Source organism: Puniceibacterium antarcticum (assembly GCF_002760615.1).
GTDB lineage: Bacteria > Pseudomonadota > Alphaproteobacteria > Rhodobacterales > Rhodobacteraceae > Puniceibacterium > Puniceibacterium antarcticum.
Map to the genome: position 1 here is coordinate 19,480 of NZ_AWWI01000054.1, position 11,710 is coordinate 31,189.

The following is an 11,710-nucleotide window of genomic DNA, read 5'->3' on the forward strand; positions in this document are numbered from 1 at the left end:
AGGTTTGGTGGACACCCGGCATGGCGCGTTCCTCTCTTGGCTCCGACGCTCAGGCGATCGCGTTCGAAGCGCGACATTCGCCCATCGGACTGCTGCTGCGCTATGCGCGGGGACGTGTCAGGCATTTCTGGAGGCGTCAGGCGCTGACCCTCATGGGATCGGGGTCGCTGGTGTTTCTGGAAACGGCCCAGACGGGAGCGATTGCACTGGTTCTGGCGTTGCTGGGCGAAGCGGTGGATTGTGCGATCCTGCGTCAGGTGCCGCGCTGGCATGAGCAGGGGCGATCCTTCGGCTGGTTGCGTGCGCTCACCACAGTGTCCGCCGGCTTTCAGGCGCTGACCATCGCAGCCTGCATTCTCCTGACCCTCACGTTCCACACAGGAAACTATATCAGTTTTTTTGCTTTCGCCTTTCTGGTCGGGGCGGTCTCAAACGCGGGCTTTGTGCTGACATATCATCCCCTTGCGGGAAAGACCCGCCTCGGGATTTATACGGCAACCGGCATGATTTACATGGTTGTCGACGTCGTTCTGGAAGGCGGGCTGGAATCCTATCACGCTTACGAAATGATGGCCGTTCTGATGATGGCCTATATTGTGCGCATCTTCCTGAAACTGGTCATCGCGTCACAACGCAATCAAGTGCAGTTCAGTCGGGATCTGATCGAGGGCGCTCAGGCGCTGGAGCAAAGCAACCGCGATCTGTTCGACAGTCAGCGCGAAGCCCGCCAGCTGGCACTTGTCGCGCGCCATGCCAATGACGGCGTGATCATGTCCGACAAACTGGGCGGCATTCTCTGGGTCAACGAGGCATTCGTACAGATGACCGGCTTTGCCCTGACCGAAGCGGTTGGCCGCAATGTCGGCGATTTGCTCAACGGCCCTGAAACCGATGCGGAAACCGTCCGCGCTATTCGGACAGCTTTGGGGGCTGGCAGGCCGTTTCGCACCAATATCCTGAACTACACCAAAGACGGGCGCCAGATCTGGGTGGACAGCAATCTTGTGCCGATCTGTAATGAGCAGGGACAGACGGATATGGTCGTTGCCATCGAACGCGACATTAGCGCCGCCAAGACACACGAACTTACGCTGACCCAAGCCACCGCGAGGGCGGAAGAGGCCGTGCGCGCCAAGGCGGCCTTTCTTGCCACGATGAGCCATGAAATCCGCACGCCGATGAATGGCATCATTGGCATGTCGGATCTGCTGTCCGAAAGCGCGCTGGGCCCTGAGCAGCGGGAATATGTCAGCGCAATCAACACCTCTGCCGAGGCGCTGTTGCGGATCATCGATGATATACTGGACTACTCCAAGCTTGACGCCGGCAAGATGCGCATGGCCGAGGAGCCTTTCAACCTGGCGCGGTGTGTCCGCCTGTCGGTGGATCTTTTGCGCAGTTCGGCGCGGGACAAGGGTCTGTTTCTGGACATTTGCCACGATGTCGCCCTGCCCGAAGTCATTGTCGGCGACGAAGGGCGGGTGCGGCAGGTGCTGCTCAATCTTCTGGGAAACGCGATCAAGTTTTCCGATACCGGCGGCGTCACGCTGCGCACCTGGGCCGAACGGACCGGGACCAGCTACGCTGTGCGGATCAGTGTGACGGACACCGGGGTCGGTGTTTCATCTGATCAGGCCATGCGCATTTTTGATCAGTTCGAACAGGCGGATGTCGCCACGACCCGCAAGTTCGGCGGCACCGGTCTGGGTCTTGCCATTTCGCGCCAGCTGGCACGGCGCATGGGCGGGGATCTGGTCATTGTGCCGAACGACAAACCGGGTGCCAGCTTTGCCTTCAGCTTTGTGGCAGGGGGGGGCGGGGCGGATCGCCGCGCCCGTCCGGCGCCCTCAACGATGCCGGGTCTGGCAGAGCTGAGTAAGCTCAAAATCCTTCTGGCCGAGGACAATCGAACCAACAGCCTGCTGATCACACGGTATCTTGCAGAGGTTGAGGTGCAGCTTTTGTTTGCAACCAACGGGATCGAGGCGGTTGAACTGTCCCGCGAATACGCGCCGGATGTAGTGTTGATGGATGTTTCCATGCCGCAACTGGATGGCATTTCGGCAACTGTCCAAATTCGCAGTGGCTCTGGACCGCAGCCCTACATCATCGCGCTGACGGCCAATGCCTTTGATTCGGACCGCGTAGCCTGTTTTGCGGCAGGAATGAATGATTTCCTGACAAAGCCTCTTCGCAAGTCTGACCTGCTGGCCGCACTGGCACGGTGTCCAAAGGTGCACAAACCGCTTGGATCGCCCCCGACGGATCGCGTAACAGGGAAGGGACAAGCAAACGAGGCCCCGAATTGGACATCGCAACCCGCGTCTGGAACCACAAGTGGAAGATCGATCCGATCGTCAGATCGCTGATCGATACAGACTTTTACAAGCTGCTGATGTGCCAGTCGGTATTTCGCAACAAGCCCGACACTCAGGTGACCTTCAGCCTTATCAACCGCTCGACCCATATCCCGCTGGCCGATCTGATCGACGAGGGTGAGCTGCGTGAACAGCTGGATCATATCCGCTCGCTGTCCTTGCGGCGCGGGGAATCAACCTGGATGCGCGGCAACACCTTTTATGGCAAACGCCAGATGTTCCGCCCCGATTTCATGGACTGGTTCGAAAAGCTGCGCCTGCCGCCCTATCATCTGGAACGCGTCGGCGATCAGTACGAACTGACCTTCGAAGGCAGCTGGCCAGAGGTCATGCTGTGGGAAATTCCCGCCCTTGCGGTGCTGATGGAGCTGCGCGGGCGCGCCGTTCTGAACACCATGGGGCGGTTCGAACTGCAGGTGCTTTATGCCCGTGCCATGACCAAGCTCTGGGAAAAGGTCGAACATCTCCGTCAGGTGCCTGACCTCAAGATTGCCGATTTTGGCACCCGTCGGCGGCATTCCTTTCTCTGGCAGGACTGGTGCGTGCAAGCCATGCAAGAGGGGCTGGGCGCGGGATTCGCCGGCACGTCGAACTGCCTGATCGCCAAGAACCGCGATATGGAGGCGATCGGCACCAACGCCCATGAAATGCCCATGGTCTATGCCGCACTGGCCAAGGATGACGCGGCGCTGGCCGTGGCACCCTATGACGTTCTGGCGGACTGGCACGAGGAACACGAGGGCAACCTGCGCATCATCCTGCCTGACACCTATGGCACCAACGGTTTTCTGCGCAACGCGCCGGACTGGCTGGCCCGCTGGACCGGTATCCGCATCGACAGCGGCGATCCCGCCACCGGCGCGGAGACGGCGATCAGGTGGTGGCAGGAACGGGGCGAGGATCCGCGCACCAAGCTGGTGATCTTCTCGGATGGTCTGGACGAGGCCAAGATCGTCGAACTGCACAAGCAGTTTCTGGGCCGGGTCCGCGTCAGTTTCGGCTGGGGCACCCTGCTGACCAACGATTTTCGCGGCCTGACCAAAGATGACCGGCTCGCCCCGTTCAGCCTTGTCTGCAAGGCGGTGTCGGCGAACGGCCACCCTACGGTCAAGCTGTCGGACAACCCGAACAAGGCAATGGGACCACAGAGCGAAATTGATCGCTACAAGCGGGTGTTCGAGGTCGGCGCGCAACAACCGTTCGAAGTGGTGGTGTAAGCCACTCAGGCACTCAGGCGCGGGGTGATCGCCGTCACGCGTCCACGTCCGGGCGCTCATGGCCGCCCGGACAGTCCTATCGTGCGCGCAGGCCCACATTCTGCAGGCACCGGGCGCGTTCCTGCAGCCCCGTCAGCAGCCTTCAACCGATCGTCCGAACTTGCCGCTTTTCTTGCAAACACTCCGCAGCTAAAGACGGTCCTGCAAGGAGACCAGATATGACACAGATCACGCCTCAGCCCGGTATCATGGACATCGCTCTGTATCAGGGCGGCATCGCGCATCTGGACGGCGTGTCCAATGTGGTCAAGCTCAGCTCGAACGAGAATCCCTTTGGCCCCAGCCCCGCCGCGATGGAGGCTGTCCGCCGCTCTGCCCATGAATTGCACCGCTATCCCAACACCGATCACGGGCCGCTGCGTCAGGCGATCGCCGATGTGCACGGGCTGGATGCGGGCCGCATCATCTGCGGTGTCGGCAGTGACGAGATCATCCACTTTCTTTGCCAGTGTTATGCCGGCCCAGGGGACGAGGTCGTACACTCGGTCCACGGCTTTGGCATGTATCGCATCAGCGCGCTGGCTTCCGGCGCGACCCCGATCGAGGTTCCTGAAAGCGAACGGGTGACGGATGTGGATGCGTTCTTGGCCGGCTGTTCCGAGCGCACGAAACTGGTCTTTGTTGCCAATCCCAACAATCCCACCGGCACGATGATCGGCATGGCCGAAATCGAACGCCTCGCCGCAGGCATCCCGCCGCAGGCGATTCTGGTTCTGGACGGTGCCTATGCGGAATATGTCGATGGCTATGATGGCGGCGCCAAGCTGACCGAGGCGCGCGACAACGTCGTGATGACGCGCACCTTTTCCAAGATCTACGGCCTCGGGGGGCTGCGCGTCGGCTGGGGCTATGGCCCGCAAGCGATCATCGATGTGCTGAACCGTATTCGCGGCCCCTTCAACTTGTCCGGTACCGCGATGGTCGCGGCCGAGGCGGCGGTCAGAGATCAGGCCTATGCTGACAAGTGTCGCGCCGAAAACGCCCGCATGCGTGCCTGGTTGTCCGAGGCCCTCGCCGAACATGGCGTGGCCTCGGACACCTCCACCGCGAATTTTGTGCTGGCCCGCTTCGGTTCGGTCGAAGAGGCAGAGGCCTGCGATCTTTACCTGCAGTCGCAGGGCCTGATCGTGCGCCGGGTGGGGTCCTACAAGCTGCCCAATGCCCTGCGCATCACGGTGGGCGATGAATCTTCGTGCCGCCGGGTTGCCCATGCTGTGGGGCAGTTCAAGGCAGGTCAAAGATGAGCCAAGTTTACCCACGCGTCGCCCTGATAGGACTGGGTCTGATCGCCTCTTCTATGTTCTGGGCGATGAAGCGCCGAGGCGTGGCTGGCCATGTCACCGGGTACGCGCGCTCCGCGCAGACCCGTGACACTGCCCGCCGCATCGGGCTGTGCGATACGGTCTGCGACAGCGCGGCCGAGGCGGTGAGGGACGCCGATCTTGTGGTCCTGTGCGTCCCCGTGGGCGCCATGGGCGTGGTTGCTGCCGAAATCGGACCGCATCTGAAACCCGGCTGCACCGTCACCGATGTCGGATCGGTCAAGAAGACAGTGATCGAGGCGGTTGCCCCCCACCTGCCCGAAGGTGTGCAGTTCGTGCCCGGCCACCCGCTGGCCGGGACGGAACATTCCGGCCCCGAATCCGGCTTTGCAAGCCTCTTCGACAACCGCTGGTGCCTTCTCGTCCCGGTCGAGGGCACAGATCCGCAGGCGGTCGAGACTCTGACCACCTACTGGCAGGCGCTGGGCGCGAATGTCGAGGTGATGGATGCCGAACATCACGACCTTGTTCTGGCCGTGACCAGCCACACGCCGCACCTGATCGCCTACACGATGGTGGGCGTGGCGGATGATCTGCGCCGCGTGACCGACAGTGAGGTCATCAAGTATTCCGCTGCCGGTTTCCGCGACTTCACCCGTATCGCCGCATCCGATCCGACCATGTGGCGCGATGTTTTCCTGAACAACAAAGAGGCGACGCTTGAGATCCTCGGCCGGTTTACCGAAGAACTCTTTGCCCTGCAGCGGGCGATCCGCACCGGGGACGGCGATCATCTTCACGCCTATTTTACCCGCACCCGGGCCATTCGGCGTGGTATCATCGAGGCTGGACAGGACACGGATGCCCCGGACTTTGGGCGTGCCAAGACGGAGCGTTAATGCGATACCTTATCAAAGGCTTGCTGGCCATCACCCTCGCCACGCCCGCCTTTGCAAAGGCTCCTGACCATTCCCTCCATCCCGTTGCCCGCCCGGTCAGTCAGGCTACCCCTGACCTTTCCGCAACGCCGGAGTCGCCTTTGGCGGCGCTTTCGGCAGAAAGCCGCCCAGCACCGCGCCCCCAGATTTCCACGCCTGAAGCAGCGCCCGACTCAGCTGCGAAGGCACCCTTGCAGCAGGCAGGCGCCGCCGACACCTCGCCGCTGGCCGTCAGCCAGGCACTGCGCCCTACGTCACGGCCCGCAAGCGTCGTCAAGGCGGCAATCGTCGTGCGTCAGAAGGTGGCGCGCGGCGCGATTTGCGGCGATCCCGCGCTTCAGGGCGAACATGTCGGTCCCGTGCCGGGGAGCAGTCGCGGCTGCGGCATCGATGACGCGGTGCGCTTGCGGTCTGTCAACGGGATCAAGCTCAGCCAGAGCGCGATGATCGACTGCACCACTGCCAAGACGCTGAAGCGCTGGATCGACACCTCCCTGACCCCCGCCATCGGCGTACGCGGCGGCGGTGTGACGCAGATCAATGTGGCGGCGCATTACGTCTGCCGCTCGCGCAACAACCAGCCCGGCGCCAAGATTTCCGAACATGCCAAGGGCCACGCCATCGACATTTCGGGTTTCCAGATGCGCGACGGGACCAACATCACGGTGCTCGACGACTGGGACACGATCCGGGATGGTCTGCTGCTACGCAAACTGCACAAGGCTGCCTGTGGTCCCTTTGGCACCGTTCTGGGGCCGGGGTCTGACGGGTTTCACAAGGACCATTTCCACTTCGACACAGCGCGGTATCGCAGCGGATCCTATTGTCGCTGAGCCACACTTGACACTCTTGCCCTGCCAGTCGAAGAAAGCCCGGGGTGCAGCACCGCACCGTTTAAAGACATGAGGTGAGCATGGCCCAGAAGCCCTGGCGCAGATCACCGGCATTGCCCGCATGGTAGTTGCCAGAAACAAGGACGAACAGCTCAAGACGCTGTCGCCCCGCGCGCTTTGGGGGCATATCGCCCTCGCGCTTGCCCTTGGTCTGGCCGGGGGATTGCTGTTCAGCGCCCTTGGTGCGCCGCTGCCCTGGATGCTAGGGCCGATGATCTTCAACACCATTGCTGCCGTGCTGAACGCACCGATCCGCCCACCGCTGCGGGTGCGCCCCTATGTGATCGTAGTGATCGGCGTCATGCTGGGCGCGGGGTTCAAACCCGATGTCCTCTCTCAGGCCGGGGACTGGCTGCTGTCCTTTAGCTTCCTTGGACTTTACCTTGCCGCTTCCTGCCTGCTGGTGGTGCCGTTCTACCGTCGGTTCGGGGGTTTCGACACGGTCACCGCCTATTTCGCAGGCATGCCCGGGGGCCTGAACGAGATGATCCTGATCGGGCGCGACTTTGGCGGCGATGATGCGCGGATTGCGCTGGCCCATGCGGCGCGGATCGTCATAGTCGTCTCGCTGGTGGCGGTCTGGTTCCGGCTGATCGCGGGCTATGATCTGGGCGACAGGTCGCAGTTCGGCGTCAGCTTTTCCGAGATTCCGCTGCAGGATCTTCTGGTGCTTCTGATCTGCGGGGTCATAGGCTTTTACCTCGGCCCGCTTTTGCGCCTGCCTGCGCCGACCCTGATCGGCCCGATGCTGGTCAGCGCGGCGGCGCATCTGGCCGGGCTCACCAGCAATCCGCCCCCGTCCGAACTGGTTGTGCTTGCACAGCTGATCCTCGGCACGATCATCGGCTGCCGGTTCGTCGGATCAAAGGCGCGCGATATCGGCCATGCCCTGCTGCTCAGCCTCGGGGCGACGATCATCATGCTCGCGGTGACCGTGGCCTTTGCCGTCGCCTTTCACGACCTGTTCGGCCAGACCACCGAACAGGTGCTGCTGGCCTATTCCCCGGGGGGACTGGCCGAGATGAGCCTGGTCGCGCTCTCCATGCATGCCGAGGTGGCCTATGTGGCAACCCACCACGTGGTGCGGATCACCATGGTGATCCTGGTCGCGCCACTTGTGTTTCGCTGGCTGCAAAGCCGGTCGTCGCAGGGCTGATCCTCGCCTCAGCTGTCAATCAGCGCCTGCAGCATCGCCTTGGCGCTGTCCGATGACCATTCTGCATCGCCCTGCAGCCGCCCGACCTCCTGCCCCTCTGGGTTCAGGATCACGGTGATCGGCAGACCCAGAACCGCCATCTCGCGGGCCAGCTCTGATTTCGGATCGCGGTTCAATGGCAGGTTGCTCACCCCGATCTCATCAAAGAATTTCTGCATGGCGGTCTGCGGGTTGCGCCCGGTGGCAATGGTCAGCACTTCGAAATCATCGCCGCCCAGTTCGGTCTGCAACTCGGACAGCATGGGCATTTCGTGCCGACAGGGCGCGCACCATGTTGCCCAGAAGTTCACCAGCACCCATTTGCCCTGATAATCGGCCAGCGACAGAGGTTCGCCATCAAAGGTGGTGAATTCGGATGTGCCGACCGCTGTGGGCTCAGAGTGAAAGTTCATCTTTTTCATGTCCCCCTCACGCGCAGCAGTGGCGGCGGCAACATCGGCAAGGGCCGGGTTTGCAAGAACGACAAGGCCGGTATAGACGAACGCGTAAAGAAACCGTTTCATTTTTGCCTCCGAAGGGCTTTGCTTATGTCTGACACAACCTCGAACCAGATGTGGGGCGGCCGCTTTGCCGCCGGACCGGACGCGATCATGGAGGCAATTAATGCCTCGATCGGGTTCGATCAGCGGATGGCAGCCCAGGATATCGCCGGCTCTCGGGCCCATGCCGCGATGCTGGGCGCCACGGGCATCGTCAGTCCTATCGACGTCGAGGCGATCAGGAAAGGCCTTCTCACGGTCTTGTCAGAGATCGAGACCGGCACCTTCGCCTTTTCGACCGCGCTGGAAGACATCCACATGAATGTCGAATCCCGCCTGACCGAGGTGATTGGCACCCCTGCGGGCCGTCTGCACACCGCGCGGTCGCGCAATGATCAGGTGGCGACCGATTTCAGGCTCTGGGTGCGCGATCAGCTGGATGCGACAGAGGCGGGTCTTGTCGCGCTGATGAAGGCGCTTTTGACGCAGGCCGAGGCGGGGGCCGATTGGGTCATGCCCGGGTTCACCCACCTGCAGACCGCGCAGCCGGTGACATGGGGGCATCACATGATGGCCTATGTCGAAATGTTCTCGCGCGATCTGTCACGCGTGCGCGATGCGCGTCGCCGGATGAATGAATCGCCGCTGGGCGCTGCGGCGCTGGCGGGAACGTCGTTCCCCATCGACCGGCACATGACGGCAGAGGCGCTGGGGTTTGACCGGCCCATGGCGAATTCACTGGATGCCGTGTCGGACCGTGATTTCGCGCTGGAGTTCCTGTCCTGCGCGTCGATCTGCGCCATGCACCTGAGCCGCTTTGCCGAAGAGCTGGTGATCTGGTCCTCGGCCCAGTTCCGCTTTGTCACCCTGTCGGACCGGTTTTCGACCGGGTCCAGCATCATGCCGCAAAAGAAGAACCCCGATGCGGCCGAGCTGATCCGCGCCAAGATCGGGCGGATCTTTGGCGCCAATGTCGCGCTGATGATGGTGATGAAGGGCCTGCCGCTGGCCTATTCCAAGGACATGCAGGAAGACAAGGAACAGGTCTTTGACGCCGCCGACAACCTTATGCTGGCGCTGGCCGCGATGGAGGGCATGGTCAGGGATATGTCCGCCAACCGCGACTCGCTCGAACGGGCGGCGGCGAGCGGTTTTTCGACCGCAACCGATCTTGCTGATTGGCTTGTGCGCATTCTCGACCTACCCTTCCGTCAGGCGCATCACGTGACGGGGGCGCTGGTGGCTTTGGCAGAGAAAAAGGGCTGCGATTTGCCGGATCTGGCGCTGGACGACATGCAGGGCGTGCACGAGGGCATCACCGAAGCGGTGTTCGAAGTGCTGGGCGTGCACAATTCCGTCGCCTCGCGTCTGAGCTATGGCGGCACGGCGCCGATGCGCGTGCGTGAGCAGGTGGCCCGCTGGCAGGAGATTTTGGGATGAAGGTTGTCTTGATACTGGGCGTTCTCGCGCTCGCCGGATGCGGGGCAGACGGCGATCCCATTGCACCGAAAAAGCCCGAGACACCCGGCGTATCCATGAGCGTTACCGGCACGGCGAACATAGGGATTTCGGGCTGATGCTGCGCTGGCTCTGGCTTGCGCTTGCCGCCTGGGGTGCTGTGCATCCGATGTACTGGTTCATGACATATCTCAGCCAGAACGGCTGGGATTTCGGAGCGATGATTGACGCATGGTATGTGAACGCCTCGACCACGGGCCTAGTTTGGGATCTGACAATTGCGGCCATTGCCTTGACGCTGTGGATTCTGAGCGAGGTGGCGGTGCGGCGCAACTGGGTGGCGTTGATCTGTATTCCGGCGATCTTTTGCATTGGGGTCAGCTGCGGCCTTCCGCTGTACCTTTACGTTCGCTCCCGTCCCGCGCGCTGAGGTCGGGGGCGCTGCCCCCGTCGCCTGATCGGCGACTCCCCCGGGATATTTTTGGGCAGATGAAAACTGGGAGACTGTCAGCGCAGTTCTACCGACACGCGGCTTGAGGCGCCGGTGGCGTCGATCACCGAAAGCGTTGTGAATCCGGGGCTTTTGGCGGGGATCAGCAGTTCCGGGCGGCGCAGGTTTGTGGCGATCACCGCGCCGTCGCGCAGGACGGTGAAGGGCGCGGTGCCGTCGCGCAGTTTCAGCATGATGCCGTCGTTTTGTGTTTCAAGGCGCGCGCCTTCGGGCGGGAAGCGGATCGAGAAGTTGGGCGTTGTGCCCTGCGGGCCGCCGAAGCGCTGCAGCGGCAGGGGCAGCGCGGCGTTGGACACCATCAGCGTGTCGGCGGGCGGCGGCGGCAGGGGGACCGGTGTGCTGCGGGTACGTCCCAGCACCTCGAACAGCAGGGGGGCGGCGGTATCGGCGCCAAAGGCACCGGGCACCGGCGTGCCATCTGGTCGCCCGATCCAGACCCCGGCCACATAGCGCCCGTCATAGCCGATGGCCCAGGCATCACGGTGCCCGTAGGACGTGCCTGTCTTGAAAGCGACGCGCCCGCGCGGACCAGAGGCGGCGGGCGGCACGATCCCGGCGAGGATATGACCAATCTGCCATGCCGCGCGGGGGCTGAGGACCTGTGTTTGCGTTTCCGCAGCAGCACCGGTCCAGCGCAGGGGCGTTGTGCGCCCGCCTTCCGCCAGCATCGCATAGAGCTGCACCAGATCCTGTAGCTTGAGCCCGACGCCACCGAGGCTGACGGCCAGGCCTGCCGTGCCGCTGGGCAGGTCGGGATGGGCGCCCGCGCGGCGCAGCGCCTGCATCAGATGGGCGGGGCCCAATGCCTCGGTCAGGCGGACGACGGGGATGTTGAGCGAGAGTTGCAGCGCCTCGCTGACCCGGATGTCGCCGCGAAAGAGGTGGTCAAAGTTCTGCGGCGCGTAAGATCCGAACTGCACCGGCGTGTCCGAGATCAGGGTTTCGGGATGGGCGAGGCCCCGGTCAAAGGCCAGCCCGTAGACCAGCGGCTTCAGGGTCGATCCTGGCGAGCGGACCGCCTGTGTCATGTCGATGAACCCCTGTCCCTGCGTGCGGTCATAGTCTGGCGAGCCGACAGAGGCGAGGATTTCGCCGGTGGTGTGATCGGCCACCAGGATCGCCATGGACAGATGCGCGTCCCGCCCGGCCATGTGTGTGCGTGCCAGTGTTTCCAGCCGCGCCTGCAGGTCGCCGTTCAGCGTTGTTTCCACACGGGTGGTTCCCAGCGCCAGCGCGCGGTCCGCCAGATGCGGCGCCAGTTGCGGCACCGGGCGGCGCGCCACGGGGCTGGCGTCGCG

11 protein-coding genes are annotated in these 11,710 nt (G+C 62.9%); 9 read left to right on the forward strand and 2 right to left on the reverse strand.

Features of this window, described 5'->3' with window-relative positions; translation table 11 throughout:
- The first annotated feature begins 20 nt into the window (after positions 1 to 20).
- From P775_RS07190 to P775_RS07215, 6 genes are all read left to right on the forward strand, one after another.
- Positions 21 to 2,369 (forward strand): hybrid sensor histidine kinase/response regulator, encoded by a 2,349-nt coding sequence (locus P775_RS07190; protein WP_099910338.1) that lies wholly within the window; start codon positions 21 to 23, stop codon positions 2,367 to 2,369.
- Positions 2,306 to 3,595, forward strand: coding sequence for a nicotinate phosphoribosyltransferase (gene pncB / locus P775_RS07195; RefSeq protein WP_099910339.1), 1,290 nt, complete (start codon positions 2,306 to 2,308; stop codon positions 3,593 to 3,595). The genes P775_RS07190 and pncB overlap by 64 nt, the downstream gene beginning before the upstream one ends.
- Before the next feature lie 218 nt (positions 3,596 to 3,813).
- Positions 3,814 to 4,899, forward strand: coding sequence for a histidinol-phosphate transaminase (hisC, locus tag P775_RS07200; protein WP_099910340.1), 1,086 nt, complete (start codon positions 3,814 to 3,816; stop codon positions 4,897 to 4,899).
- Positions 4,896 to 5,816 carry a prephenate/arogenate dehydrogenase family protein gene (locus tag P775_RS07205; RefSeq protein WP_099910341.1) on the forward strand — a complete coding sequence of 307 codons (921 nt, stop codon included), beginning with the start codon at positions 4,896 to 4,898 and terminating at the stop codon, positions 5,814 to 5,816. Before hisC ends, P775_RS07205 begins: the two co-directional genes overlap by 4 nt.
- A complete protein-coding gene (locus P775_RS07210; RefSeq protein ID WP_099910342.1) occupies positions 5,816 to 6,688 on the forward strand; it encodes an extensin-like domain-containing protein in 873 nt (290 codons plus the stop codon). The genes P775_RS07205 and P775_RS07210 overlap by 1 nt, the downstream gene beginning before the upstream one ends.
- A gap of 121 nt (positions 6,689 to 6,809) precedes the next feature.
- On the forward strand, positions 6,810 to 7,904 hold the full coding sequence (locus tag P775_RS07215) for an AbrB family transcriptional regulator (RefSeq protein ID WP_099910343.1): 1,095 nt from the start codon (positions 6,810 to 6,812) through the stop codon (positions 7,902 to 7,904).
- 8 nt (positions 7,905 to 7,912) lie between these two features.
- Here the strand turns inward: P775_RS07215 and P775_RS07220 are convergent, their stop codons facing one another.
- Positions 7,913 to 8,467 carry a TlpA family protein disulfide reductase gene (locus P775_RS07220; RefSeq protein ID WP_099910344.1) on the reverse strand — a complete coding sequence of 185 codons (555 nt, stop codon included), beginning with the start codon at positions 8,465 to 8,467 and terminating at the stop codon, positions 7,913 to 7,915.
- Between the two features lie 24 nt (positions 8,468 to 8,491).
- On the opposite strand from P775_RS07220, the gene argH reads away from it, so the two are divergent.
- Genes argH through P775_RS07235 form a run of 3 tightly spaced genes read left to right on the forward strand, consistent with a single transcriptional unit; the run spans position 8,492 to position 10,331 of the window.
- The gene (gene argH, locus P775_RS07225) at positions 8,492 to 9,883 is read left to right on the forward strand and encodes an argininosuccinate lyase (RefSeq protein ID WP_099910345.1); all 1,392 of its coding nucleotides are present in this window, start codon (positions 8,492 to 8,494) and stop codon (positions 9,881 to 9,883) included.
- Positions 9,880 to 10,020, forward strand: a complete 141-nt coding sequence (locus P775_RS07230) for an argininosuccinate lyase (protein WP_099910346.1) — start codon at positions 9,880 to 9,882, stop codon at positions 10,018 to 10,020. Before argH ends, P775_RS07230 begins: the two co-directional genes overlap by 4 nt.
- A complete protein-coding gene (locus P775_RS07235; protein ID WP_099910347.1) occupies positions 10,020 to 10,331 on the forward strand; it encodes a DUF2834 domain-containing protein in 312 nt (103 codons plus the stop codon). The genes P775_RS07230 and P775_RS07235 overlap by 1 nt, the downstream gene beginning before the upstream one ends.
- Before the next feature lie 77 nt (positions 10,332 to 10,408).
- Here P775_RS07235 and P775_RS07240 read toward each other — a convergent pair.
- On the reverse strand, positions 10,409 to 11,710 hold a 1,302-nt coding region (locus tag P775_RS07240; protein ID WP_281256063.1), incomplete at its 5' end, for a penicillin-binding transpeptidase domain-containing protein.

What these genes read in the sequence shown, in the direction of transcription:
- P775_RS07220 (WP_099910344.1), bottom strand. Translation starts at nt 8,467, where the DNA reads ATGAAACGGTTTCTTTACGCGTTCGTCTATACCGGCCTTGTCGTTCTT.
- P775_RS07205 (WP_099910341.1), top strand. Translation starts at nt 4,896, where the DNA reads ATGAGCCAAGTTTACCCACGCGTCGCCCTGATAGGACTGGGTCTGATC.
- P775_RS07215 (WP_099910343.1), top strand. Translation starts at nt 6,810, where the DNA reads ATGGTAGTTGCCAGAAACAAGGACGAACAGCTCAAGACGCTGTCGCCC.
- P775_RS07210 (WP_099910342.1), top strand. Translation starts at nt 5,816, where the DNA reads ATGCGATACCTTATCAAAGGCTTGCTGGCCATCACCCTCGCCACGCCC.
- P775_RS07230 (WP_099910346.1), top strand. Translation starts at nt 9,880, where the DNA reads ATGAAGGTTGTCTTGATACTGGGCGTTCTCGCGCTCGCCGGATGCGGG.
- argH (WP_099910345.1), top strand. Translation starts at nt 8,492, where the DNA reads ATGTCTGACACAACCTCGAACCAGATGTGGGGCGGCCGCTTTGCCGCC.
- hisC (WP_099910340.1), top strand. Translation starts at nt 3,814, where the DNA reads ATGACACAGATCACGCCTCAGCCCGGTATCATGGACATCGCTCTGTAT.
- P775_RS07235 (WP_099910347.1), top strand. Translation starts at nt 10,020, where the DNA reads ATGCTGCGCTGGCTCTGGCTTGCGCTTGCCGCCTGGGGTGCTGTGCAT.
- P775_RS07190 (WP_099910338.1), top strand. Translation starts at nt 21, where the DNA reads ATGGCGCGTTCCTCTCTTGGCTCCGACGCTCAGGCGATCGCGTTCGAA.